The 25065-nt window shown below is 57.5% G+C and carries 20 protein-coding genes; 8 read left to right on the forward strand and 12 right to left on the reverse strand.

From position 1 onward, the window contains the following. Positions 1 to 71 precede the first annotated feature (71 nt). The 6 genes from IRZ24_RS03410 (at position 72) to IRZ24_RS03435 (ending at position 9159) form a co-directional block, all read left to right on the forward strand. Positions 72 to 1694, forward strand: a complete 1623-nt coding sequence (locus IRZ24_RS03410; protein WP_297160533.1) for a serine/threonine-protein kinase — start codon at positions 72 to 74, stop codon at positions 1692 to 1694. Between the two features lie 59 nt (positions 1695 to 1753). After that, positions 1754 to 4447 (forward strand): protein phosphatase 2C domain-containing protein, encoded by a 2694-nt coding sequence (locus IRZ24_RS03415; RefSeq protein WP_297160535.1) that lies wholly within the window; start codon positions 1754 to 1756, stop codon positions 4445 to 4447. Positions 4448 to 4654: 207 nt separating this feature from the next. After that, positions 4655 to 5023, forward strand: coding sequence for an NADH-quinone oxidoreductase subunit A (locus tag IRZ24_RS03420; protein WP_297160537.1), 369 nt, complete (start codon positions 4655 to 4657; stop codon positions 5021 to 5023). After that, positions 5014 to 5739 carry an NADH-quinone oxidoreductase subunit C gene (locus IRZ24_RS03425; protein WP_297160539.1) on the forward strand — a complete coding sequence of 242 codons (726 nt, stop codon included), beginning with the start codon at positions 5014 to 5016 and terminating at the stop codon, positions 5737 to 5739. The genes IRZ24_RS03420 and IRZ24_RS03425 overlap by 10 nt, the downstream gene beginning before the upstream one ends. Before the next feature lie 667 nt (positions 5740 to 6406). Further along, positions 6407 to 7558 (forward strand): NADH-quinone oxidoreductase subunit D, encoded by a 1152-nt coding sequence (locus IRZ24_RS03430; RefSeq protein ID WP_297160541.1) that lies wholly within the window; start codon positions 6407 to 6409, stop codon positions 7556 to 7558. Between the two features lie 203 nt (positions 7559 to 7761). After that, a complete protein-coding gene (locus tag IRZ24_RS03435) occupies positions 7762 to 9159 on the forward strand; it encodes a complex I subunit 1 family protein (RefSeq protein ID WP_297160542.1) in 1398 nt (465 codons plus the stop codon). 232 nt (positions 9160 to 9391) lie between these two features. Here the strand turns inward: IRZ24_RS03435 and IRZ24_RS03440 are convergent, their stop codons facing one another. From IRZ24_RS03440 to IRZ24_RS03450, 3 genes are all read right to left on the reverse strand, one after another. Continuing rightward, positions 9392 to 10060 (reverse strand): phosphatase PAP2 family protein, encoded by a 669-nt coding sequence (locus IRZ24_RS03440; protein WP_297160544.1) that lies wholly within the window; start codon positions 10058 to 10060, stop codon positions 9392 to 9394. Positions 10061 to 10065: 5 nt separating this feature from the next. Beyond that, positions 10066 to 11049 carry a glutamate racemase gene (murI, locus tag IRZ24_RS03445; RefSeq protein ID WP_297160546.1) on the reverse strand — a complete coding sequence of 328 codons (984 nt, stop codon included), beginning with the start codon at positions 11047 to 11049 and terminating at the stop codon, positions 10066 to 10068. A gap of 566 nt (positions 11050 to 11615) precedes the next feature. Continuing rightward, positions 11616 to 11747 (reverse strand): hypothetical protein, encoded by a 132-nt coding sequence (locus tag IRZ24_RS03450; protein ID WP_297160548.1) that lies wholly within the window; start codon positions 11745 to 11747, stop codon positions 11616 to 11618. 1043 nt (positions 11748 to 12790) lie between these two features. Between IRZ24_RS03450 and groES the strand changes: the two genes are divergently transcribed. Together groES and groL are read left to right on the forward strand one after the other, a co-directional pair. Beyond that, positions 12791 to 13081 (forward strand): co-chaperone GroES, encoded by a 291-nt coding sequence (gene groES, locus IRZ24_RS03455; RefSeq protein WP_297160549.1) that lies wholly within the window; start codon positions 12791 to 12793, stop codon positions 13079 to 13081. Positions 13082 to 13204: 123 nt separating this feature from the next. Beyond that, positions 13205 to 14830, forward strand: a complete 1626-nt coding sequence (gene groL / locus IRZ24_RS03460; protein ID WP_297160550.1) for a chaperonin GroEL — start codon at positions 13205 to 13207, stop codon at positions 14828 to 14830. A 109-nt stretch (positions 14831 to 14939) separates the two neighbouring features. On the opposite strand, the gene IRZ24_RS03465 is transcribed toward groL, so the two are convergent. The 9 genes from IRZ24_RS03465 to IRZ24_RS03505 all read right to left on the reverse strand — a co-directional run bounded on the left by IRZ24_RS03465 (position 14940) and on the right by IRZ24_RS03505 (position 24651). Next, a complete protein-coding gene (locus IRZ24_RS03465; RefSeq protein ID WP_297160553.1) occupies positions 14940 to 15869 on the reverse strand; it encodes a hypothetical protein in 930 nt (309 codons plus the stop codon). 323 nt (positions 15870 to 16192) lie between these two features. Next, on the reverse strand, positions 16193 to 16441 hold the full coding sequence (locus IRZ24_RS03470; protein ID WP_297160554.1) for a hypothetical protein: 249 nt from the start codon (positions 16439 to 16441) through the stop codon (positions 16193 to 16195). A 244-nt stretch (positions 16442 to 16685) separates the two neighbouring features. Further along, on the reverse strand, positions 16686 to 17681 hold the full coding sequence (locus IRZ24_RS03475) for a D-glycerate dehydrogenase (RefSeq protein WP_297160555.1): 996 nt from the start codon (positions 17679 to 17681) through the stop codon (positions 16686 to 16688). A gap of 152 nt (positions 17682 to 17833) precedes the next feature. Then, complete coding sequence (locus IRZ24_RS03480) at positions 17834 to 18610, reverse strand: glycosyltransferase family 2 protein (protein ID WP_297160556.1); 777 nt, start codon at positions 18608 to 18610, stop codon at positions 17834 to 17836. Positions 18611 to 18824: 214 nt separating this feature from the next. Then, positions 18825 to 20252 (reverse strand): DnaJ domain-containing protein, encoded by a 1428-nt coding sequence (locus tag IRZ24_RS03485; protein ID WP_297160557.1) that lies wholly within the window; start codon positions 20250 to 20252, stop codon positions 18825 to 18827. Positions 20253 to 20290: 38 nt separating this feature from the next. Continuing rightward, entirely contained in the window at positions 20291 to 20956 is a 666-nt protein-coding gene (locus IRZ24_RS03490; RefSeq protein WP_297160558.1) for a DNA-3-methyladenine glycosylase, read from the reverse strand. 324 nt (positions 20957 to 21280) lie between these two features. Beyond that, a complete protein-coding gene (locus IRZ24_RS03495; protein WP_297160559.1) occupies positions 21281 to 22927 on the reverse strand; it encodes an ABC transporter permease subunit in 1647 nt (548 codons plus the stop codon). Between the two features lie 46 nt (positions 22928 to 22973). After that, the gene (locus IRZ24_RS03500; RefSeq protein WP_297160560.1) at positions 22974 to 23888 is read right to left on the reverse strand and encodes an ABC transporter ATP-binding protein; all 915 of its coding nucleotides are present in this window, start codon (positions 23886 to 23888) and stop codon (positions 22974 to 22976) included. Next, positions 23824 to 24651, reverse strand: a complete 828-nt coding sequence (locus tag IRZ24_RS03505) for a TetR/AcrR family transcriptional regulator (RefSeq protein WP_297160561.1) — start codon at positions 24649 to 24651, stop codon at positions 23824 to 23826. The genes IRZ24_RS03500 and IRZ24_RS03505 overlap by 65 nt, the downstream gene beginning before the upstream one ends. Positions 24652 to 25065 lie beyond the last annotated feature (414 nt).

Consider the following 25065-nt stretch of genomic DNA (forward strand, 5'->3'; position numbering starts at 1 on the left):
ACGGGGGGTCTTTGGGTCTTTTGGGGGCGGCGCGGTAAAGCCCCGCGCCGCACGTGCCCGGTGCAGGCGTGATGCGTCTCAGCCCTGGGGTGTTGCTGTCGAACGGACGCTATAGAATTGAGCGTCTGGTGGCGGCGGGCGGTATGGGAGCTGTCTATCGGGCAATCGATCTGCGCTTTGAGCGTCCCTGCGCGGTCAAGGAAATGCTAGACGACTTTCAGAGCGAGGTGGAGCGGAGCCAGGCTGTAGAATGGTTCAAGCGGGAGGCGACATTACTGCTCGATTTAAATCATCCCTGCATCCCTCGCGTACGCGACTTCTTTGTGGAAGAGGGGCGCCATTATCTGGTTATGGACTTTATCGAAGGGCGCACACTGGCCAAGGTGCTAGAGGAAGAGGGGAATGTTATGGGGGTCAATGGGGCGCGAGGTGTGCCCGAGGCGCGTGCCAGGAGCTGGGCGCAGCAGATCTGCAATGTTCTGAGCTATCTGCACCGCCAGAATCCGCCGATCATTTTCCGTGATCTGAAGCCCTCGAACATTATGGTCACGGACCAGGACGAAATCAAACTGATCGACTTTGGAATAGCGCGTACTTTTCAGTCGCAGCGCCAGGCCACTATCATCATGACTATTGGCTATGCGCCACCGGAGCAGTTGCATGGGATGCCAGAGCCGCGTAGCGACATTTATGCCTTGGGGGCGACGCTGCATCGCCTGCTGACACACCATGATGCGGCTAATAACAGACCAACGATTTTCTCCTTTCCTCCAGTAAGGAGCTTGCGCCCTGATGTCTCGCCCGAGTTTGAACAAGTCATTATGAAGGCCCTCTCGCCGAGTGTAGAGCAGCGCTGGTCAAGTGCAGAGGAAATGGAGCGAGCGATTTTGAGCCTGCCGCCGATCAAGGTGGTGCCTCCCTTGACAAACAGTGTGCCCCCGACAGTAGCCGCTTCACCCGCAACGCCACGGAACGTGGCCTTGCCTGTTGGAGGCGGCACGACCGGCCCGGCTGGGCAATTCATCCTCACGGCGCAGGCTCAATTGCAAGCAGGGCGAATCGAGGCTGCCTATGCAGCTGTACAGCAGGCTTATGCGCTGGAACCAAATAATGCGCTGGTCCACAAGATCTTTGGGCAGATCTTTGCACGTCGCCAGCCACCCGATCCGCAACGGGCGATCCAGGCTTATAATCGCTCGGTGCAACTGAATCCTAATGATGCTGAGACACACAAACTGGTTGGCGATGTCTATCATTTCATTCTCATGCGCCCTGGTGATGCAATCACGGCCTATACACAGTCTCTGCGCCTCAATCCTAATGATTTTGAGGCCCATCAGCGCCTTGCGCAGTGCTACGAGCGCCTGAATCAGTTGGGACCTGCCTTGCGGGAGTTTCAGGAAGCGTTGCGACTGGCTCCTAAGGTCCCTGCCCTGCTCGCAGCGTTGCATTACGAGATCGGTCAGCTCGCTTGGCGGCTCAACCAGTTGCCGCTCGCAGAGCGGAGCTTTGTGCAGGTCCTGATTATTAATCCCGCCGATCATCAGACGCGCTTTCTCCTAAGCCAGGTCTATGAGCGGGAGAACAAGCTCAGCGATGCGCTGCGTGAGTGTCGCTATGTAGTTGGGGCTATGCCTACCAATCAAGCGGCTCAGGCCATGTTACAACGTCTGCAAGCCAGGTTAGGACGATGAGAAACCATGCGCTCCTTCGGCGCATTCCGTCAGCTTTGGATGTAAGGGAGAAAGTGCCGATGAGTACGTACCACTTGTCTTCTGAGAAAAGGAAAGGCATCGGCCTGCTGTCACACACGCTTGGTCCCTTGCTAGGCATGCTTCTCATCGCCTTACAGCTCCTGTGGCCTGTTGCTGCGATCGCTGCTCCTGGGGACGGGAGCGTCGACGTTGGGAAGAATCAGGCGCTTGACCTCGTAGGAGCAGCAGTAGTGCGTTTACTGGTGACCTATGTGCCTGGCCAGAGCGGTCAACTACCCCTCACCCATACTTTAAGCGGCGACCGGGCTGATCAGCCGCTGCCGCTGGGTCTTTCCGGAACCCAGTGTACAGGCCTGGGTGTACTGGTCAAAAGTTGGCAGCCGCAGGGAGCAGAGGATCTAAATACGTGGCTCTTAACCGATGGTGACCTGGTGGGCAGACAGCGTCTCTGCGGGAACAGCGGGAGTACAGGTGGCTTCCCTGATCAGTTAGCCTCGATTGATATCTATAGCAGCACGACAGGACTAGGGAGCTTATTGGCGCATATTACCTGCGCAGGCTCTCCGTTGATGTGCTCCAATCGTAGCCAATTGCTCCCTAGCGGTGGCAGTAGCTGCCCGCTTGAACTCAACTGTGCTCATGCGCTGGTACTAGTGCCTTTCCATAGTGCCTATGCTCTACCTTATGCCGAGCTGGCACCGCTGCCCAGGAATAGCCAAACAACCTTTGGGCTGGAGCTGACCGATAGCAGTGGTAGCTTGCCCGCTCAGGCCAGCCAGGCGCCAGGTTTCCTTACGCCCAAGCTCGTTGGAGGACAAGAGCAACCGGTCAATACTGCCACTTCAACGCCTAATGAGGAGCAGGAAGCTGGCATGCCAATGATTAATCAGATGGGCCAGGTCGTCGGACTGCAGGTGCTTGGCGATGGGACAAGCGATGCTGGCCAAGTGGGCACTCTCCTACGAGGGTTTAACCTGCTAGCAACGCCGACTAATCAGCTGCTCACACACTGGCGGGCTGGCATCCAGGATTACTATCGCAACCAGTATAGCCAAGCCAAGACCGAGTTTCAGCAGGTCCTCTCGCTCAGCCACAATCAGCTCCGCGGGGCTCAGCAATTCCTGCTGCTGATTAATCAGCACTTTCAGGCTCAAGTAAGCAGTCAGACCCAGTCTCCGGGGCTGGGCGGCGAAGCTACCTTGCTGGGCTTCCCACTGCTGGCTTGGGCTGGACTGGCTGGTGGGCTGCTGTTGCTGCTACTGATTCTGCTCATGACGCTGCTGGTGAGGCGAATCAGACGGCGCAGAGAGTTGGAGCGCTTCCGAAAGGAAGAGGAGGAGGCTAAGCGTCAGGCTGATCTGGAAGCGGAACGCCAGCGTCAGCGAGTGAGAGCCTTGCAGGCACGACAGCAGCCATTGACGCTGGTTGGTGGGTTGCCGCAGTCACAGAGGCAGACCGAGAGGAGCGAACAAGCGACAACATCGGCGTCGGTAGGACCCACTGGCGTGCTTCAGTGTCCAGCCTGTAAGGAGCCAGTCGCGCGGGGCAGCGAATACTGTCCTGCGTGTGGTATTTTACTCTCACCATCGACCTCGGGACTGCGTCTCCGGGCCCTTGTGCCCCCCGAGATGCCGGCTCAGCCGATGCCTTCTATACCTGCGCCCGAGGCTGGAGAGGTGCAGACCGCCTCCCCCGCGGTCTCTGGATCTCAATCCCAATCCCCTTCTCAATCCGTGCCACAGCCCTCGCTCAGTGATCAGCCCACCTTTGTCCTGCCGCCGCTCAGTGAGCAGCCAACACAGGCTATCATTTCCCCCAGCGCGGCGCTGCCGGCGGAGAAAACCCAGGCCATCAGAGGGAAACAGCGGATGAGAAGCTTCCAGTTGCTCGTTGGTCACCGCACTGATCCTGGCATCAAACGGCGCCATAAACCGAATGAGGACAGTCTGCTTGCTATACTTGGCGGGAGACGCATTAATGGACAAGTACAGCCTTGGGGCTTCTTTGTGGTAGCTGATGGCATGGGAGGCCATGCCAATGGGCAGGATGCCAGTCGTCTGGCCATCCAAACCATAGTTGATTATGTCCTGCCTTCCCTGGTCCGCGAGCGTGAGCTGAGCAGCAATGACTATCAGCGTCTCCTGGTAGAGGGGGTCCAGTCAGCCAATCAGGCGGTTCATGAGCAGAACCAACGCGAGCATGCCGATATGGGAACAACCATGACCACAGCGCTGATTGTCGGCTCTGTGGCCTACGTTGCCAATGTAGGTGATAGTCGCACCTATCTCTATCGGGAAGGGCGGGGTCTCAAGAAGGTGACCCAGGATCACTCAGTAGTTGCCAGCCTAGTAGAAGCGGGCATTATCAAGCCTGAAGATATCTATACGCATCCAAAGCGCAACCAGATCTATCGGAGCCTGGGTGAAAAGCCAATCGTCGAAGTTGATCCTTTCCGGGAGGAGCTGCTGCCCGGCGATAAACTCTTGCTGTGCTCCGATGGCCTCTGGGATATGACACGCGATCCCCATATCGAGGCCGTCCTGCGCAAGCCTGCTGATCCGCAGCGGCTCGTCGACGATCTGGTACAGCTCGCTCTGGATGGAGGTGGCGAGGATAATATCTCGGTCATTGTGGTCCAGCTCGTGGAAAGTGCACGCGGGCACAATACACCCGATGTGCAAGTGCTAGCTCAGCCTGACCAGTTTGCTCTCCCTACCCTACCGCAGGGCTAACCCTGCAGCAGCAGAGGCGCGCCAGGAGAGAGAGTGCTGCCCTCCTGGCGTTTTGCTTTTGGGGTACCTGAGCGGCTCTGCTAGGTCAGAGAGGGTGGGATAAAGCGGTCAGTTTGTCGCCTGTTCAACCCTGTGCTATAATCTTGGCAGCATCTTCTGACCCTCTTTTTCTTCGTAAACAAGGGTCTGACAGCTGGAGGAAGGCGTGTGTCACTAACTACCAGTACGGGTTATCTTTACGCTGCGATTCTGCTGGCCGCCGGCTTCACCTTTGTCCTGATCACTATGACGGTCGCGAATCTGCTGGCTCCCAGACGCAGAACTCAGGAGAAGCTGCAGACCTATGAGTCGGGCGAGGTACCGATTGGTTCTGCCTGGGTTCAGTATCCTCTGGGATTTTATATCTTTGCCTTGCTCTTTGTCGCCTTTGATGTCGATATTGTCTTTATCGTAACGTGGGCTGTTCTCTTCAAGAGTCTGAGTATCTTTGGCTTCTTTGAGATACTCTTCTTCATTCTTGTGCTCGCGCTCGGTCTGGTCTATGCCTGGCGCAAGGGAGTGATCCGATGGATATAGTACCGCGTGTTTCGCAGATTCCGAGCGCTGCCGACTACAGCGACGAGCTAGCCGAGCTTGCGCGTGACCTGGCGCCCTTGGCGCAGATCACCGGTCAGCCGGTAACGCCCCGAGTAATGAAAGGCAACTATCTCGGCATCGAGGTTGATCGGACGCATCTAGTAGCCGTTTGTCGTTTTCTCCGCGATCAGCTTGGGTTTGACCTGCTCAGCTGCATCTCGGGGGTCGATATGCTTGATCACCTGGAAACAGTCTATCATCTGCGTTCGACCACGCGCGGCTCACTCCTGCAGATCAAAGTCCGTCTGGATGCCGAGAATCCAGAGGTCGATAGCGTCGTCTCGGTGTGGCCAACGGCTAACTGGCTGGAGCGGGAGACCTATGATCTGTTCGGCATCCGCTTTACTGGGCATCCTGATCTGCGGCGCATGCTGCTTGATGACGACTTTGAGGGGTACCCATTGCGCAAGAGCTTCCATCAGGTCCCTCTGACCGTCAAACCGCCATCAACAACGCAGGTTGATCCCAATATGGCAGTTGCTGGCCAATATCAGCAGCGTGGAGTTGAGCATGTGGTTCAGAAGAAGTTCGGCCAGGGGAAGCTAGAGCGGCTGCATCCAGGAACTCCAACCTTCGGCCATGCTTCCCACGCTCATGAGCACGAAGAGGAAGAAGAGCAGACGCGCTCAACTTCAGAGGGAGGCCAGACACGCTAATGGCTGGCAGCGGAGGGAGCAGCAAGAGAACTAGCGTTAGAAGCTCTGCGGATGCGGCAAGGCGTGCTGAAGCAGACGAGCTACCCTGGGCAGGACAGCGGCCAGGGCCAAACGAGCATATGCCTGCAGGCTTCTCTGTCTCTGGGTTACGCGGTCTGATCTGGTCTCTCTTTCTGGCTCTTGCTTTTTGGTGCCTGGCGATCGTCTTTTACATAAGCTTGCAGCAGGACCCGAATCGCGTTCTCTATGCTCTAATGGCAGCGCTCCTGGCGCTGCTCTGGACTGGTAACTTTAGCCTCCGTCTCTCCAGATTCAGGGGGCGACCACACTGAGCGTCTGGCCCGGCGCCATCTCCATCTGCTTGTTTGCCTGGAGCAGCAGGCTCGCGCCTACTAGCTTGGCCAAGGTGGACGATAGCCTCCTGCCAGTTGGTTAGCTGGCCGTCATATCTGCTAGTAGAGGGAACAAAGAGGTGGGGTCACTCTCCTCATGGAAACGAGAAGCCAGGCGCTGGCGTCGGGGGACAACGGTCGGGAGGGCATGATACTTGCCTGCTCCTCTGCTCGCCTGCCTGCCCGCTGCAGACGCAAAGGGCACTCCTGACTACCTCTCCTCCTGACCGGCTGAGTGGAGTAAGTGAGTGAGATTAAAGAGCTGCGAGGAAGCTATGGCGACCAATCAAGGTGTAAATAGACCTCCCCTCGAAGGGGAAGCGCCCGGCGAGCTGCGTTCCGAAGAGATGATTCTGAACATGGGGCCGCAGCACCCGAGCACTCACGGGGTTCTACGCCTCGTCCTCACTCTCGAGGGGGAGACAGTGGTAGATTGTACGCCGGTCATCGGTTATCTCCATCGCGGTATTGAGAAGATTCTGGAGAACCGCACGGTGATGGCCGGCATCCGCTATATGGACAATGCCGACTATCTCTCGCCAATGCTCAATGAGACCGCCTACGTTGGGGCGGTTGAACAGCTCATGGGGATCGAGCCGCCACGCCGCGCTCAATATATTCGCCTGATCACCAATGAGCTGCAGCGCATTGCCAGCCATCTGGTGGCTATCGGCACCTATCTATTGGATCTGGGAGCCTTTACGCCGATCCTGTGGACCTTCCGCGATCGCGAGGGCATTCTGTCGCTCTTTGAAGCTCTCGGAGGGAGCCGCTTCAACGTCAACTATATGCGCGTTGGCGGTGTTCTGCATGATTTTCCTAAAGGCTGGCTCCAACAGTGTGAGGCCTGGTGCAATCAATTTGAGAAGAACCTGCAAGAGCTAGAGACGCTGATCACCGGTAACGAGATCTTCGAAGCGCGCACGCAGGGAGTCGGCTATGTCGATCCTCAGCAGGCCATCGCTTATGGACTGACCGGCCCGATGTTGCGCGCCAGTGGCGTGAATTGGGATCTGCGGGTCAACCGTCCATATATGGCCTATCGTGAGATCAAGGTTAATCCCCAGGTGCGGCAGGAAGGTGACTGCTATGCGCGCTATCGGGTGCGTATGCAGGAGATGGCCGAGAGCCTGCGCCTGGTGCGGGTGGCGATGGATCAGCTCCCTGGAGGCCCAATCTCGACGCGGACGCCGATCGCGCTCCGTCCGCCACGCGGCGAAACCTACTTTGCCATTGAAAGCAGCAAAGGTGAGCTGGGGATCTACTTTATCAGCGATGGCAGTGAGTATCCGTGGCGGGCTAAGATTCGAGGGCCCTCCTTTGTCAATCTCCAGATTCTGCCTGAATTGCTGCGCGGCCATAAGATGAGCGACGTCGTAGCCATTCTGGGAAGCCTGGATATTGTGCTGGGAGAGGTTGATCGTTAACGCCCTCGGGCAAGAGAGGAGATAGCGCTGCCCGCCGCCTGGCTAGCGGCCAGGTGTGTTTGCTCGCTTCTCCCAGTAGCCTGTCCGGGTGGAAAGAGCAGTATGGTCGGGTAGGTAGATAAGATAGTAGAGAGGTAGAGCGAAATGGGCAGACGACTTGCCCGGGCGCTTTGATGCAAGGTAAGAGAGTGGAGTGTAATCCTATGTCCGGTGGAGTTGTATTAGCCGAAGTCTGGTGGGAGCAGCTCCTCCACGGCATCCTTTCTTGGGAGTTTCTTCAGTTCGTGGTAGCCTTCGCTTCCATCTTTGGCTTCGTGATGACAAGTGCGGTGATTCTGATCCTGGCCGAGCGCAAGGTGATGGCCTGGATGCAGGATCGCTATGGCCCACTGCACACGGGACCGTGGGGCCTGTTGCAGACGGTGGCCGATGTAGGGAAATTGCTACTTAAAGAAGATATCCACGCCGGTAAAATCGATAAGGCTGTTTTTATCCTGGCACCTTCGGTTTTCCTCGCCCCAGTAATTGCCTCATTTGCAGTTCTGCCATTCTCACCCTATATCAGTCTGCCGGGAGCGCCGTTGGCAACCGGCATTGTCTACTTGATTGCCATGAGTTCCCTGGATGTAGTGGGTGTGATCATGGCGGGCTGGGGCTCGAACAATAAGTATGCTCTCATCGGAGGCCTGCGCTCCGCGGCCCAAATGATCTCATACGAGCTGCCGCTTGTTCTATCGCTGGTGAGCGTGATCATGCTGACCAGCATCTTGCGCGACAGCGGCATCGGCACCATTGCCATCAAGGATATTATGAATTTCCAGATGGCTCAGAATTGGCCAGGTAAGGGTAACCCAGTCTGGGACTTCATCTTCGAAGGCTTCACCCCCTGGGCCTGGTTCATTCTGGTGCAGCCGTTGCTCGTGGTGATCTACTATACCTGTGGTCTGGCCGAAACGAACCGCTCGCCTTTTGACCTCCCCGAGGCTGAGTCAGAGCTAGTGGCGGGCTATCTCACCGAGTATAGCGGTATGCGCTGGGCGCTCTTCTTCCTGGGTGAGTATGGCAACATGACGATTGTATCGGCAATCACAGCCATGCTCTTCCTCGGAGGCTGGTCAGGTCCTGGGGTGGCCTTCCTAACGGCGCCTGGCATGGCCATCGGCTGGCAAGTACTGGGCAATCTGCTCGCGCTCTTCTACTTTATCCTTAAGATCTATCTGCTCTGCGGCGTCTTCATCTGGGTGCGGACCACCCTGCCGCGCCTGCGCGCCGATCAGCTGATGCAATTTGCCTGGTTGATTCTCATCCCTACAACACTCGTCAATATCGTTCTCACCGGGGCCCTCTATCTGGTGCTGAATGCCCTGGGAGCCTCGAATCTGGTCTTTCTGATCGTCCTCGGCGTCGTCAACTGGCTGATGCTCTTCGGCTTCTTCTGGGTCGTGAGCCGGGCCACAACCGCCTCGACGCGGCGGGCAATGGCGCCGGCCATTCGTGCTCGCCAGCGCCTGGCAGCACTAACGGCGGCTCCCTCGGCCCCGCGCTTACCTGAGCCGGAGCGGACAGGTGTGACAGGCGCCGGCGCGACCAGCGGCAGATAAAGGCAAGTGGTGAGAAAGATAAGCCAGTAAGGCTGTAGTACTGAGCATGCACGGGCTGCGCTGGTCGTCCTCTACGAGTGGACACAGGTGGATAAGATCAACAAGGGCAGGAAAATCTGTGAGCCGTCACTGACGGCTGAACAGATCTCCTGCCCTGTAAATTAGTCCAGAAGGGCCTTTTTCGGCTGCGCGTCTCGCCTCTCCATTGCCAGCCGCTAAGAGTCTCGCCTCCTTAGACCCCACGCAGCTTGAGAATCAGCGTTGTGAGCAGAATGCTTAGCAGAGCGCCGATCGTCACTTGAGCCACTGTATGTCGGCGCAGAACCACTCTTGACCAGCTTACCAGGATCAGCAGCAAGAAGAGGGGAAGCATGGCGGAGCCATACATAGCGGTCAGCAAAGTAGCGGCGCTGGCCATCGATGAGGCATGGACGCTAATTTTCCACCAGAGGGTGATGAAGAGCATGACGATACCGCTGATGATCGTGATGATGAGCAACGTCATTAAATTATAGGGGCCGTGGAGGGCCTGCAGCACGAAGAGGCCGACCGTGGCTGAAGAGATAGAGAACAGATAAGGACCCAGGCGCTCAGTGCGACGCGTGATATCCAGATCGGAGAGCCGACCGGTGTGGACACCGATCACAATGTAGAGCAGAGGACCCAGGCTGAGGAAAAAAAGCGCGATCAGGGCGCAGGCTAGAGCGCGGCCAGGATCTGGGCTATGGTAGAGAGCCACTGACATCACAAGTGGCAACGAGATAGAGAAAGGTGCCAGTACGGTTGAGACGTAACGTGCAATCCGTAGGCGCAAAGACTCGCTATCAGTCATACCACATTCACCAAGTTGAGGGCCGGCAGCGTATTCTTTAAGCACCTGAGACAGACGGCGGCTGTTCATTCCGATCACTCTTCCCTTTCCTCACGAGCTGCAGCGGCACTGGTCTGAGCAAGCTGGCTGGCCTGACGCACCACAACAGGGTGACCCAGGATTCTAGAGGCAATCTCACGGAAAGAGGCGGGATCACCACTACACCACACTTCCAGGTGGCCCGGAGCTTCCTGCTTTCCCTGCTTGATCGATGGCTTCAGCAGCGCAGCAGCCTCCAACACAGAGCGTGTACGGCGGGCGATAGCTGCTCCACTATCGATGACCTGAACATTGTTGCCCGCCACACGCTCAATAACTGGACGCAAAGCGGGAAAGTGAGTACAGCCCAGAACCAGCACATCGATATCTTTGCTCAGCACTGGGCTTAAGGCCTGGCGGACGACCTCCTCAGCTAGCGGCGAATCCAGCTCACCGCGCTCGACGAGGGTCACCAGCTCAGAGCAGCCATGAGTGTAGGTTTCAAGATCGCGAGCAAAGTCTGCGATCAGTTGCTGCAGGTAGGGCGAGCGAGCTGCCTGATTCGTGGCGATGATACCAATCCGCCCTTTGCGTGTCAGCTGAGCGGCTGGCTTCACGGCAGGCACCACTCCTACAAACGGAACGGGGAAGGTAGAGCGCAGGGTAGCCAGGGCTGCTTGAGAAGCGGCGTTGCAGGCTACAACGATCAATTTAACACCGCGTTCGACCAAAAAGCGACCGATCTCCAGCACAAGTTGCGTGATCTCCGCCTCGCTGCGCAGACCATAAGGGCAATGGGCAGTGTCACCGACGTAGATGTAATCCTCGCTGGGTAGCTCCTGTCGAAGGGCACTGAGAATGGTCAATCCGCCGACTCCCGAATCAAAAACGCCAATCGGGGCGTTGGCCTGACCGAGTCCAGGAGCCTGCAGCGTCGGGAACTGTGATCGCTGGAACTCTACCGCCTGCTGAAGATGGGCGCCATGCGATTCGTTGCTCGAAGAGGCTGCATATATTTGTTTCGCGTTACTATCATGCATAGCACTACGGCAGATTTAGCAACAAAGTGATAACATGGCAAGGCATATACCTGACAATGATTGCCCGGCACCTTGCTGAAGGCGAGCAAGGTGCTGGCGAGCCGAGCACTACCACGGCCCTGGCAGAAGTGCTGACTGGCACAGACCATGAAGGCAAGGAACGGACAAAGAGAAAGATAGCCACCGATCGGGATGGATCAGCCTTCCGAGGCGTACCATGCAGCAATCTGGTTGGCACTCTGCCCACATGGTGGCTGGTAGCTAGCTAGCCCCCTGCCTTGAGGCCTGTAATGGGACCAATCTCCGTTGAACGCCTTGATTCTACTCACCCCCGGCTCGCTAGCGAGTTCGCAGGGACCAACTAGGAATCAGGTCATCGGACCCAAGTTCCCAGAGGAAAGCAGCGGAACCAGCGGCCTGAGAAGCTGTGCCCCTTGCATCCTCGGGCTTAGCGTACAAGAGCGGCGAGAGGCAAAGGATGTCGGCACGCTCTCCTCTGGGAGAGGAGAAGGCTGACTGACATCAGCAGGAGCTTACAGAGACGTGGCAGTCAGTCAGTCACTTAGTCAGCGATCCTCTAAACCGGCAAGCGCGAGAGCGAAAGCATGACTGAGCGTGCCATAGCGATCCATAACATTCCCCAGCCGCTCTCTAGCGAAAGGCTGCAACTGGCGGTCTTCTTTGCTGCTTGCTGCCACCAGGTCAGTCACCCTGTCCCAAGCGAGAGACTCTGGTCCTATCAGTCAGGTACTTTATATAGAACGATCCTGGAAGGAGATCGACCACACTGGCGACACTTATCCCACTCATTAAGAAGGTCCTGCCTGCTGGCAGCAGCCTCGGCTAAAGCAGCCAGCTATCTCCTTATGCCATTGCTCCCTGCCAAGAACGGGCCATTGGGCCTCTGGCTGCTCATGGAGCGAGGAGAATACCGTATCAAAGCAGGCGATCAGCCCGAGATTCTAACAGTCCTCTAACACTCTTCCTACGCTCCTCTAATGCTTTTCCTACGCAACTCTAATGAGGCATATGGCATACTCAAAGCAGGCTCAGGTGTTGCTTGGACAGCAAGGAGAGGCGAGGACCCATGTACGCAGCGAGCAATCGGTCACAAGGGAACGCTGGTCAAAGTGCTCAGCGGGCGCCGCAGCCGCTGCGCTGTGCGAACTGCGACATAGAGATTCGCTGGTCTCCAACGATTGTGCAGGGCAAGGCCTATTGCTGCAGCGGATGCGCCGCTGGGGGCCCTTGCAGCTGTGACTATTCACAGTATCGCTCGGTCAACATCTCTGGTGTAATCCATTACATGCCTGAGCATGAGGAGCAGGATGGTGCCCAGGCGCACGGGATGGAAAGCGGTTCATCCTGAGCTTCCACATGGTCCTTGCAAGTGGCTGACCCATTGGCTCCTGTGGTCCCCCCGGTTTTGCTGTCTCCCCGTCCTGTGACGAAGCGATCCAACGTGCTGATCGTAGAGCTGTGTAGGACTGGGTGCTGTGGCCTCATGGTGTGATGCATGACCGGGGTGCAAGCCGTGAGTGAGGCAGCGAGAGAAAGGCGCCTGATCTGAGTGAGAGAAAGTGGCAGGCGGAAAGGAAAGAGCGAGACTCTTTTCGGGAGATAGCAGCCTGCCTGGCAGCCCCCTTTTGTTCGCCTGTGTACGTATGTACAGGATGTAGGTATGGGTCCAACCTAGCGAGTGAAGCAGCAAAAACTAGCGGAAGAAAGGGAGAAGACGTTCGTGGCGAAGATTCGTCCTGTTGGCGACCGTGTGGTAGTGAAGCCCGCGGCCAAAGAAGAGGTCACCAAGAGCGGAATTGTCATTCCCGACACAGCCAAGGAGAAGCCCCAGGAAGGGACTGTCATCGCCGTAGGGAGCGGTCGGCTGCTTGATAATGGAGAGCGAGCGGCGTTGGAGGTGCGTGAAGGTGACCGGGTGCTCTTTGCCAAGTACAGTGGCACAGAGTTCAAGCTTGATGGCGAGGAATACCTGGTACTGAAAGAAAGTGACATTCTCGCCGTTCTGAGCTGACCCCTTCCGCTGTAAACCCTCCTGGCTGTTGGTCGTCCGCACTCTTCTGAAAGAGGAGAGCAAGCGCAATCGACCAAGCGCTCAGCTAAGCAAGCAAGATAGAGAGGAAGGAACAATTCATAGATGGCGAAACAGCTCGTATTTGACAGTGAGGCGCGTCGTTCTCTGAAGCGTGGGATCGACATTCTTGCGGCTGCCGTCAAGGTAACTCTCGGCCCTAAGGGGAGGAATGTCGCTCTCGATAAGAAGTTTGGGGCTCCTTCCATCACCCACGACGGCGTCACAGTTGCCAAGGAGATCGAACTAGAGGACCCCTTTGAGAACATGGGGGCCCAACTGCTGAAGGAGGCGGCTACCAAGACCAACGATGTCGCCGGTGATGGCACAACGACCGCCACAGTTTTGGCCCAGGCCATCGTGACCGAAGGTCTGAAGAACCTGGCTGCTGGCGCCAATCCGATGCAGCTTAAGTATGGCATTGATCGCGCCACAGAAGCGGTGGTCAACTACATTCGGTCGGTGGCGGTACCAGTGCAGACGCGTGAGGATATCGCACATATTGCGACCAATTCCGCAGCTGATGAGACCATCGGCAAGTTAATCGCCGATGTTATGGACAAGGTCGGCAAAGATGGCGTAATCACGGTTGAAGCCTCGCGCGGCACCAGCTTCGAGACAGAGTTTGTCGAGGGTATGCAGCTCGATAAGGGCTTTGTCTCGGCTTACTTTGTGACCAACAACGAAAAGCAGGAAGCCGCTATTGAAAATCCCTATCTCCTGATCACCGATCGCAAGATTAGCGCCGTGGCCGATATTCTGCCGGTGCTGGAGAAGATCACCCAGCAAGGTCGACGGGAGCTGGTGATCATTGCCGAGGATGTTGATGGGGATGCACTGGCGACGCTGGTAGTCAATAAGGTGCGCGGCGTCCTGAATGTTTTGGCCGTCAAGGCTCCCGGCTTCGGCGATCGCCGCAAGGAGATGCTGCGTGATATCGCCGTGTTAACCGGTGGTCAGGTGATTAGTGAGGAAATGGGGCGCCGCCTCGATGCGGTAACGCTGGCAGACCTTGGCCAGGCCCGCCGCGTGGTGGCTACGAAGGATACGACGACCATTGTTGAGGGCCGTGGCAATCCTGCCGAAATCCAGGCGCGCATCCGCCAGATCAAGGCCCAGATCGAGGAGACTACTAGTGACTACGATCGTGAGAAGCTGCAGGAGCGCCTGGCCAAGCTGGCTGGTGGCGTGGCCTTGATTAAGGTTGGGGCCGGCTCGGAAGTGGAGCAGAAGTATCGTCAGACTCGTGTGGAGGATGCCCTGTCAGCGGCGCGCGCCGCGGTCGAAGAGGGTATTGTCCCTGGTGGTGGCGTGGCCTTACTGAATGCGATTGAGGCCCTCGACAAACTGGAACTGACCGGCGATGCCGCCACCGGCGTGAAGATCCTACGCCGTGCTCTTGAGGAACCGGTGCGCCAGCTTGCTATCAATGGTGGCAAAGATGGCTCGGTCGTGGTTGAGGGCATTCTGCGCGCCCAGCGCGAGCATAACAACCGTAACTATGGCTATAATGTCTTGCTCGATCGTTACGAGGATATGATCGCCGCTGGCATCACTGATCCAGCCAAGGTGACCCGCTCAGCCCTGCAGAATGCCGCCAGCATTGCGGCTATGATCCTGACCACTGAAGCTCTCATTACCGACGTACCTGAGAAAGAGAAAACTACTGCTCCTTCTATGCCTGAGTACTAGCGTTCTTCAAACCGCTTCACCCCGGCTCGCTGGGACGGGAACGGGGATAGATGAGAGCGAGGCCTTCCCCCACCAGAGGGAAGGCCTTGTTCATCTGTGAGGGACGCCCTCATGAGAGAAAGTGCAGCGAGTCGAGCATCGGATTATAGTACTTCTGCATCGCCTCGTCAAAGACATCGCCGCTAGCATAGAACTCAAGGCTGTAGTAGTGCTGCTTATAGAGAACGCTCAAAGTGACCAGGTGTAAGCTTTGATTGTTGTTGAGCAGGAAACTCACATCATCCTCACTCCAGGTCTGCCCGCCGAGAGTGCGCACCTTCGGAGTATTGGCCAGAGCTTGGGGGCTGCTCAAGCTATTGCTCTGGGCGAAGTCCTGAATGAGAAACTGGTCCAGGTCATGCCCGCTAGAGAAGACCTGGCTAGCGTCGCTTGGGAATTGAGCAATCAGTAGGCTCAAAGGAATCGAAAGGCTCTGTGGCGGAGTGAGGATCAGCGTTTTGACGCCGCTCGTGGAAGTATTCAGCTGACTCTCGACCCAGTCTTGGGGCAGGTTCATGGTCAGGCCCAAGGATTGGCTATTAGCTGTGCTCAGCGGCTTGAAAGAAGATGGCGTAGGCAGAATGTTCGTTGACGAGCTTGGAGAACCTGTCACTGCGGTAGCCGAAGGGGTCTGACTGGGCAGATGGACGCTGCGCACTGGGGCCCGCGGAGCGAAATAGCCATGTGCCCAGAGCAGTCCCAGGGTGAGGCCAACCCCGAGCAGCAAGCTTAAAAGAAGCACAGAGATTACAGTCAGCCAGCGAATAAGGAGCTGCTTAGAACGAGCTTGACCAGGTAAAGCAGCAGTTGCTGCTTGAGCTGTAGGATTGCTAGCGGACAGCAAAGGGCTGATGATTTCGCGCGCATCCCGTGGCCAGGCAGGGATATCGCTGGGGAGATACGAGTAATAGGCTGATGTCCCTGGTGCAACTGCCGCACCGCACTGAGGGCAGACGACGGCATAGGCTGGGAGTTCTGTCTTGCATTGGGTGCAGGTCATGGCTGCTCCTCTCCCATGTCGTTCTGGTAAATCAATTCTTACCAGAGATGCACTAAATGCAATGAATCAATGAGCGAGGATAGAAGCAACCGCGGCGACGTAGCAGAGCGTGGCGCGGCAGCTCTCATGGCTTCGGCGCCTTCCTCCCCTGCGTGCGTTCAAGCGATTGCTGAGCGACTGGCTAGAGAAGAGAGAGCCAGGTTGACCCGGGATCAGGCTCCTTCTCTAGTGAGCGAAGCGTCCTTGCTCTCTCCATGTGGCTTGGCTCAGTCTTGTCGAATTGCAAGCTTAACCGCTCAGCGGGTGCCTGACGTGCGAAACAACTACTGAGTCAGGCGGCAGTCAAAGCGCACCTGTCCGCTACGACGATCGGTAATAGCCCTGATGATCTCCACAGTAACCGGCTCTCCAACTGCCACCGGCAGATCATCCTTATCAAGCACGCGGCACTCAAAATGTCGAGTGGGATCATTGAGGTCAGCAATGATGCAACGCACGTAAGGATGTTCTTCACCGGCAATGATGGCCCGTAGACCTGGTTCCTTGGCCAGGAGCGTACCCGTGCGCTTCACAGTAGGCAGGCACCCCTCTCTGAAAAGCTTCGTTCTCACTCTCCTCGGCTTAGCAGAGGATGGCTGAATGCTAAAGACATAGTAGAAGAGTCTGCAGCGAAAGTCAACTGCCCGCTCAGGCACGGGTCCCCTCCAGACCGTTGGCGCTGGCGATGCTCCTGTGTAGGAGGCCAGCCAGGTAGACACTTTTCTGCCTGGTGATCCCTGGCAGGGAGAGGAGGCAGAAAGATCACCCGGACCTGGCTTAACCCAGTACCTCGGGATTGACCAGGTTGGGAGGCCGGCGCCCCTCATGGTAAGCCACAATGTTATTGCTCGCCATCAGAGCCATCTGATTACGTGTCGCATAGGAGGCACTGGCAATGTGTGGCAGCAACACCACGTTCTCCATCGTCAGCAGCTCAGGCTCAATAGCTGGCTCATGCTCATAGACGTCCAGGCCAGCACCGGCGATCTGCTTCGTTTGCAAAGCCCGTACCAGAGCCTTTTCGTCAACCACTGGCCCCCGAGAAGTATTGATCAGATAGGCCGTAGGTTTCATCAGCGACAGTTCTCGCTCTCCAATCAAGTGATGAGTTGACGGTAGATAAGGAGTATGGATACTGACAAAGTCAGATGCGCGCAATAACTCATCGAGAGGGGCATAGGTAAGATGATAAGCAGCTTCCTCCTCGGGAGGCAGACGGTAGACATCGTAGTAGAGCACACGCATTTCGAAGCCACTGGCACGCTTCGCAACGATTTTTCCGATGCGTCCAGCCCCGATCAGGCCCAGGGTAGCGTGATGCACATCGGTGCCGCAGAAAAGCAAAGGACCCCATCCTTTGAACTTACCGGCGCGTACAAAGCGCTCCGCCTCGGGGATGCGGCGAGCCACGGCGATCAGCAGACCGAAGGCCAGGTCGGCGGTGGTGTCTGAGAGGACCCCAGGTGTATTGCTCACAGCGATTCCTAAACGGGTAGCGGCTTCCACATCAATGTTATTGTAACCAACGGCCATATTGGCCACCATCTTGAGACGCGGCGTAGCCGAGGCGCAGGCCTCTAGGAAGCGAGCATCGATCTGATCAGTCAGCAGACAAAAAATATAGTCATGGCCGGGGCCGCGGCGGAGCAGCTCTTCGTAGGGCCAGATAACCCCTTCTTCCATGTTGGCCTCCACCTCACCGATGGCCTCCAGAGGCGGATAGGCAACGTCGGGTACGCGCTGGGTCACAAGGATCTTCGGACGCTTTGCCATAGCACTCTCCTGCCGATCTTGCTTGCTGACTTGCTAAAGCGATGGCTTGCCTGAACGAGCATGATTGGCCAGGGACCTCTGCGAACGGTGCCCCGCTGTTACCATAGCTGGTGATCTGAAACTACTGGCCTTTTTGGAAAGGAACCTTCCTTTTATTGTATAACCTCTGACAAGCCTCTCATCTGATCGTCCTCGCGATCGGTCTGGTCTGTGGTCTGCTGACAAAGCAGGGTTGCAGGCAGGCGGAAAGGCTTTGCTAAGCGGCGGCGCAGGAGCATCAAGAGCGCGGGCCAGCCGTCGCGCCACGGTGAGAGCTTCTTGGCCTTACGAGGGGTATAGCGAATGGGAACTTCCAGAATAGTGAGGCCAGCCTGGACCAGGTAGATAGTGATCTCCGGCTCGATCTCGAAGCGGCGTCCCTGCAGAGGGAGGGCCTGCACTACCGTACGCGGCATGAGCTTATAACAGGTTTCCATATCGGAGAGACGACAGCCATAGAGCAGGTTGGTGAGCATTGTCAAAAAGCGATTCCCCCAGCGACTCATCCACTGCTGCTGTGAGAGGTCGCGACAGCCATAGACAGCAGTGAGTGGCTGACCTGCGGCGCTCCAGCGCTCGACGAGCAGGGGAATGTCCTGGGGATCATACTCCAGATCGGCGTCTTGAATGAGGACCAGGTCGCCCGTGATATAGCTAAAGCCAGTACGTAAGGCCATACCTTTCCCCTGGTTGTGGCTGTGGCGCACGTAGCAGTAGCGATCGAAAGGTGAACGTTGACGCAGCTCCTGCAGGATGTCACAGGTGTGGTCTGTAGAGGCGTCGTCGACAATGATCACCTCCAAGTCGAGTGGCACGTTGGCCAGCGCCTCCAGTAGCCGGGCTACTGTGGCTTCCTCGTTGTAGACAGGCACAACCACCGACACGCGCATGCTTGCAGTGACCTCACTTCTCAGTGCAGAGGGGTGGGGAGCATGAGGAGCGCATGCTCATGCTGCTATTTAGACTCCCTACTCTCATTATCCAGGAAGCCCATGCTTTGTCGAGCAAACCTGCGTAAGAGAACTTTTCCCTGATTCCTGAAAGCTTCGCCAAGACAGCAACTAGACAAGACACGTCAGCCTGTGAAGCTTCCTTCGCCTGGCCTTACTCCCAGAGTTGGATCGTGCCGTCGGTTAAAGCAACGAGTAGGCGGCGATCAGCGAAGTGGAGAGCGCTGATTGGCCAGGGGTGATAGAGCTTCTGGACGAGCTGCCCGGTAGCCAGTGACCACAGCTCAACCACGCCCTCATTCAGCTCACTATCTTCACGCGCCACGGCGAGCCAGCTAGCGTCGTCGGAAAGAGCCAGGCGTGAAGTACCTCCCAGGGGGCCGACGGCAAGATCGTAGTAGGTAGCGGCGCGCAGGTCTTGCACTCGCACCTGATTGCGCTCCGGCCTGGAGGCGAAAGCGACCGCCTGCAAGTCGGGCGTAACGGCGTAAGGAGGAGCACAATCACTACACGTTCCGGCGAGCACAGAAGAGACAATACGAGGACGCAGACGGTTCCCGAAGCGCGTCCGTGCTGTAAGGTCCCAGCGCCGAACAACGATCACCTCCTCTTGGCGATCGGGAGTCTGGCCGCAGGAGAGCGTTAGTAAAGAGCGCGTGTCGCGTGAGAGGGCGCGCAGGCGAATAGCCCAGAACTGGCGCTTCTCGATCTCCTCTTCAATGCAAACGAGACTCTCCCGAGGGGTAAGGCTCTGTCCAGGCTGATAGAGCAAGACATCGGTGGCACGTGCACCGGCCTTCCGCGGTGTGCGCGGGTCCTCGGCTTGATAGGGCAGAGCGAGGCGCAAGCCCACTGAGCGAGCGGTCTGGCCTGGCTCTGGTGCTAACGTCGTCGCCGTACTCTCATCAACAAAGGCCAAGTCAAGCGTATAGTGATCAAAGACAGTGCGCTGCTGCAAAGGATAGCTCCAGACCAAGGAACCGCTCTGAGCCTCCCAGACGTGCAAGCCCAGGCGTCCCCAGCCGGCCAATAGCCTACCGTGTGGTGAGAAACGCAGTTCTCGTAGCGATTCGACCGTGAGCGCTGGGTCAGCCCGAAATTGAGCGAGCTGAGCGCGCTGGGCCAGACTCCAAATGGCACCCTGGCCATCTAGGGTACCAGCCGCAATATACAGATCTTCATGCTCGTTTTGTGCGCTGCCCAAGGCGGAAATGACTCCCAGAGAGGTCTGAAAGCGAGCACCAGCGTGCAGAGGGCCACGTGTGCTGAAGATACTCAGGCTGGCAAACTCCAGCTCCTCCCGAGGATCAACGCGTTGCGGGCGCCGACGGGGGCGCAGCAGGCCACTGCGCACATCTAGCAGGCCCCGCAAGGCCGCATCGTACTGCTGTCGCTTCTGCGGATCGCCCAGCACTGCATAGGCACGGTTGATACGCTGCATCTGCGTTGCACCCTCCGGACCGGCCAGATCAGGGTGATAGCGTCGCGCTAGCTGCCGATAGGCGCGCTTGATTGTCTCCTGATCGGCGTCCACTGGTACGCCCAGAATGGCGTAGTAGTTTTCCAGTTCATCCCTCTCCATAGCCAGCTCTGTTGTCTCTCGACAGTAGACAAATCGTCTTAAAGCGAGACAATACGGGTTTTAATCCGGTTATCTTGCAGCGACAAACGCCGTATGCGCCAGATATACCAAGTGGCAACGGTGCGGTAGGGTCGCCAGCGCTCGCCGAAGGCCAGCACTGCTTTGCGGGTAGGCCGTTCCTCCAGGTTGTAGAGGAGACGAAGGCCCTCGGCCAGCCCCAGATCATCGACTGGCCACACGTCCAGGCGACCCAGCGAGAAGATCAGAATCATTTCGGCGGTCCAGCGCCCGACGCCTCTGACGGCAGTTAAAGCGCGAATAACAGCCTCATCGTCAAGGGTTGGAAGCTGCTGTAGATCGAGCTTGCCACTCAAAACGCACGAGCACAGATCGTGCACATAGCGGATCTTTTGTGAAGAGAGACCGATCGCCTGCAATTGCCGCACATCAAGGTTGGCCAGGGGCTGGGCCTGGATAGGGCCAGGAGGCAGCAATGAGCGCAAACGGGTCATAATCGCATCGGCGGCCTGAACAGAAATCTGCTGAGAAATAATGGCGTCAACCAGCGCCTCGAAAAGATTGGGATCTGGCACCAGGGTGCAAGGTCCCACACGCTCTATAGCGCTGGCCAGGACAGAGTCGCGTGCTTTCAGGGTCAGGGTGGCAGCCGCGACAACGTCGGTCCAGGGTTGTTGTATAGTCATTCGTCTATCTTTCAGCTTGCTCAGCACTCTGGAGTCGATCGCTGGCTCAGTCCCTGTCCAGGCACTAGCGCCACGGCAGACCGGACAGCTTGCTGACGCAGAAAGCAAGGCGCATGGAAGTCAAGCGCCGCTTGGAAAGCCCAGCGAGGTCTATCGGCTCCACTCTCCGCTGATATTGTAGCACATGCTGGCCCCCTGCCGCCGGCATGTTTCGGCCTAAGCGGCGATGGAAGTAGTAGATGAAGCAATAGCGAAAGCCCATGATAAACAGGCGGAGGAGGCTCGAAGGCTTGCTCCTCCGCCTACGGGCTTGCGTGGGGCGCACTAGGTCCTGGCCGTAAGGCTGCTTTCCTTGAAGTGGAAGAAGGCGGCCAGCATTGCTACGAGGGCCAGGCCGAGGATCGTCAGCGTTGGCCCCCAGCGCATGCCCTCCGTGATTGGGCTACCGTAGAGGTGGAAAATCGAGAGATTGATCAGCCAATCGGGCAGCTTCAGCATCGGCTGCAGAAACTCCATCAAGAAAGAGATGGCCAGGAAAAGGCTAACGAGGCCTGTGGTTAAGCCAGCAGGGAGGCGTGTCGCCAGCAGGTAGACCAGAGCGGCAGCCAGCCACTCCAGTGGCAGCATGCTGAAGCAGGCGGCTGCGGTATCGCCGACATCGATACGCAGGTTGATGATATTGGCTGTCAACAGGAGACCGAGCCAGATCAGGAGTGGGGGAATCAGCGAGGCCAATCCTACAGCCGCAGCGTGCTCGCCGAGCAAGCGGATACGTGGCTGAGGCGTACTGAGAATGATTTCCAGGCGCTGGTTATCCAGATCGCGGCTCCAGGTGTAGGCCTGCGTCATGGCAAAGATGGTCAAGGCGACAGGGATAAAAGCAAAGACGGTTGCTCCCAGAAAACCCTGGTTGGTAGCGACGTTGTAGCCGCTGAAAAGCTGGCTCATCACGGCATTGCCTTGCACCGCCTTTCTAAAGACGTCCAAGAGGCTGGGAATGAGGGCAGTCAGGAACTCAACGAAGAAAAGCGTGATTACCGTCCACCAGAAAAGAGCCACGAACTGCGCGCGCAGCGTACACAGGCCCAGCGAGCGCAAGAAGGGATCACCTGCAGCGCGCGCCAGCGCACGGACTCGTTCGACAGTGGCTGGTTGTCGCCATCCGTTGATGGCAAGCTGGAGTGCCACGCTGCCCAGATCGCGGCGAGCAAAGATCACGGTGCTGGCGACGATCAGGACCAGCGTGAGCGCGATCAGTAGCGCCACCGCTCCCCAGTTCGCGTTTACCGAGGGAATCAGGGGTTTATTAGCATTGTAGTAATAAAAGATCGATACGTGACGTAGCCAGTCGAAATTGTGCTGGACACGTCCAACGCTATCGAGCAAGAACATGATCACCAGAATCGCCGCTGTCCAGCCGGCGGCGGCGCCCCGCCAGCGCACGAACTGGGAGATCAGCAGGGCGATGCAGGCGAAGATCAGCTCGAAGAGACCGACATTAAGAGCCGTCAGCAAAGCCCGCGGATAGTCGGCTGTTTCGTGGGCGCTGAGCTGGCCGAAGAGGATGAAGAGGCTGATGATAAGCATCATCACGAGGATGGCCAGCGTCAGGGCAAGCAGCTTTTCCAGCAAGAGGCGTGCGCGCATGATTGGCTGTGCAAGCAGAACATCGAGCGTGCCGCGCTCTTCGTCGCCGCGTACCAGGCGGGCACCGGCCAGGATGGCCCAGATGGCCAGAAAGGCTGGCAAGGTGGTGCCGAAGACGCGGAAGGTGACGTAGCCGGGGATGGTATTGAGGGCCACCTGATCGCCATAGAAGCCGAAGGACTGGTAGATCTGGGTGACGCCGGCGCTGAGGACATCCTGAGCGGTGGCGTACATGGCATAGATCAGCAATCCCAGGCCGAGGCCCCAACAGAGGATAGCGATCCAGTACTCACGTAAGCTTTTGAGCCAGATTGCACGCAGCATAGCGGTTTCCTCCCGTTATTGGCCGCCGCGCAGCGGCCAGCAGCGCTTAGCGACCAGCAGCGACCGGCTGGTCGGCCTGGTAGAAGCGCAAGAAGATCTCTTCAAGGCTCGGCTCCTGGGTAGTCAGGCTAAGCGCATCGTGGGCGGCGGCAGCCTTGATGACTGCCTGGAGGTCGCCCTGGACGTCAAGGTGCAGCTCGCGACCGTCGCGATTGAGATGGACGGCGGCCACGCCCGGTAGCCCCTGGAACCACTCCGGTGAGGCAGGCCCAGGAAAGCTAATGACGACTGTCTGCTGTCGCATATGCTTGAGCCGGCTCACCTCATTCACCTCGACCAGGCGCCCCTCGCGGATGATGCCGACGCGGCTGCAGGTCTGCTCAACCTCGGGCAGGATGTGCGACGAGAGGAAGACCGTGCGTCCCTCGCTCTGCACCTCGCGCAGCATGCGGTAAAACTCCTGCTGGTTGAGAGGATCGAGACCATTGCTTGGCTCGTCCAGAATGAGCAGGCGGGGACGATGCATGAAAGCCTGGATCAGGCCTAGCTTCTGGCGGTTGCCGCGCGAATACTCGCGAAAGCGCTTGCTGGGATCGAAATCCAGCCGCTCGCAGAGCTGCTGCACGTAGGTGCGGTCGACGCCACCGCGCAGGTGGCCGAGGTAGGTCAGGATCTGGGCGCCCGTCAGCGAGGGATCAAAGGCAAACTCCGAGGGCAGGTAGCCCACGAGCCGCTTGACGGCGGCAGCCTGCGACCAGCAGTCCAGGCTGGCGATGGTGGCGCGGCCTGCCGAAGGGCGCAGGAAGCCCATCAAAGTGCGAATAGTCGTCGTTTTACCGGCGCCATTCGGACCGAGAAAACCGAAGATTTCACCTTCCTCGATCTCAAAGGTCAGGTCAAGAATGCCGCGGCTGCGACCGTAATACTTCGTCAGACCGCTGGCTTGAATCAGGGCGGTCATGATGACTCTCTCCTTCCATATATTGACTGAGGTAAGTACGGATGGCTGTCACGAAGCCTGCAATATGCTCATTGACTGCGTGAGCCAAGCGGCGGCGCTTCTCTGGTGGCGGTAGCTGCTGGTTTTCCAAGGATAGGCGGATGGCTTCGCCCAGATCCTGAGCCTGTTGCTCGAGCGGAAGGCGTTCTTCTTCCGGCCAGAGTGGATCGAGCGTCATATAGCCCATAAAGAGGGCGGCTAGCCTGTATTCTAAGCGTCTAAGGCTGAGGTCCGAGCGTAGCAGACCTTCCGCCTGCATCTGCTCCAGGAGAGCGTGGGCAAAGAGCACTTTGCGACGCGCTATCGAATTATGCAGCAGATAGTCATGCTGGGCCAGTGAGCCAAGCAGACTCATATCGTTGGTGAGCAGTGCCTTCACCAGTGGACGCTGCTGGTAGAGCAGAAAGGCATAAGGGAAAAGCATGTGGAATGCGAAGCTATCAGCATGCTCGGTGATGTACTTCTGCAATGATTCGATAACGGCCAGGGCCTCGCGCATAATGACGCTCATAAAGAGGTCCTCGCGCGTCTTCCAGTGCAGATAGATGGTCCCCTTGGCGACGCCGGCCTCGCGTGCAATGTCGTCGATGGTTGTCTTGTCGTAGCCCCAGCGCTCGATGAGCTTGACAGCAGCATCGAGGATGCGCTCGGCGCGTGCCCGACGCTTTTCTGGAGAGGCCGCTCTACCGCGCCTCCGTTGTTGCTGATCTGCCTGACCTGGCACTGCTCAGCATCCCTCCTTTTTGACCAAATGACTAAATAAACTAGAATGGTCACTAAATTCTGAAAAGAGAATAGTCTGTCGCGGCGAGAAAGTCAAGGGTTTGTGAAAAGGCAAAAACTGGGAGCGTGGAGGAATGGCAACGACCGGAGGGGGCGAGGCTAGCGAAGTGGGAGGCGTATTGAGCAAGGCGAGAGCGCTCTAGCGGCAGAAAAGAGGCGCTCGCTCTATTGCTAGAATAGAGGGCCAGGAGCAAAATCACAATGGTGCAGCAACTAAAGGAGACCAAATTTAAAATGCGCTTTGCTCTCATATCTGTGACCTGCCTATGATCTCCAGTGACGACAGCGGTGTGTTTCTCTGCTCCTGCTTGATCAATCATAGTTAGCATATATAGTCGAATGGCGCCATATAGAT

Origin of the sequence: Thermogemmatispora sp. (assembly GCF_019683755.1) — a bacterium.
GTDB lineage: Bacteria > Chloroflexota > Ktedonobacteria > Ktedonobacterales > Ktedonobacteraceae > Thermogemmatispora.

Bases quoted from the DNA above. Each gene is read 5' to 3' on its own strand.
- murI (WP_297160546.1), bottom strand. From the start codon at position 11,049: ATGCATGATAGTAACGCGAAACAAATATATGCAGCCTCTTCGAGCAAC.
- IRZ24_RS03480 (WP_297160556.1), bottom strand. From the start codon at position 18,610: ATGCGCGTGTCGGTGGTTGTGCCTGTCTACAACGAGGAAGCCACAGTA.
- IRZ24_RS03425 (WP_297160539.1), top strand. From the start codon at position 5,014: ATGGATATAGTACCGCGTGTTTCGCAGATTCCGAGCGCTGCCGACTAC.
- IRZ24_RS03490 (WP_297160558.1), bottom strand. From the start codon at position 20,956: ATGACTATACAACAACCCTGGACCGACGTTGTCGCGGCTGCCACCCTG.
- groL (WP_297160550.1), top strand. From the start codon at position 13,205: ATGGCGAAACAGCTCGTATTTGACAGTGAGGCGCGTCGTTCTCTGAAG.
- IRZ24_RS03440 (WP_297160544.1), bottom strand. From the start codon at position 10,060: ATGAACAGCCGCCGTCTGTCTCAGGTGCTTAAAGAATACGCTGCCGGC.
- IRZ24_RS03465 (WP_297160553.1), bottom strand. From the start codon at position 15,869: ATGACCTGCACCCAATGCAAGACAGAACTCCCAGCCTATGCCGTCGTC.
- IRZ24_RS03435 (WP_297160542.1), top strand. From the start codon at position 7,762: ATGTCCGGTGGAGTTGTATTAGCCGAAGTCTGGTGGGAGCAGCTCCTC.
- IRZ24_RS03475 (WP_297160555.1), bottom strand. From the start codon at position 17,681: ATGGCAAAGCGTCCGAAGATCCTTGTGACCCAGCGCGTACCCGACGTT.
- IRZ24_RS03430 (WP_297160541.1), top strand. From the start codon at position 6,407: ATGGCGACCAATCAAGGTGTAAATAGACCTCCCCTCGAAGGGGAAGCG.
- IRZ24_RS03415 (WP_297160535.1), top strand. From the start codon at position 1,754: ATGAGTACGTACCACTTGTCTTCTGAGAAAAGGAAAGGCATCGGCCTG.
- IRZ24_RS03485 (WP_297160557.1), bottom strand. From the start codon at position 20,252: ATGGAGAGGGATGAACTGGAAAACTACTACGCCATTCTGGGCGTACCA.
- IRZ24_RS03495 (WP_297160559.1), bottom strand. From the start codon at position 22,927: ATGCTGCGTGCAATCTGGCTCAAAAGCTTACGTGAGTACTGGATCGCT.
- IRZ24_RS03500 (WP_297160560.1), bottom strand. From the start codon at position 23,888: ATGACCGCCCTGATTCAAGCCAGCGGTCTGACGAAGTATTACGGTCGC.
- IRZ24_RS03410 (WP_297160533.1), top strand. From the start codon at position 72: ATGCGTCTCAGCCCTGGGGTGTTGCTGTCGAACGGACGCTATAGAATT.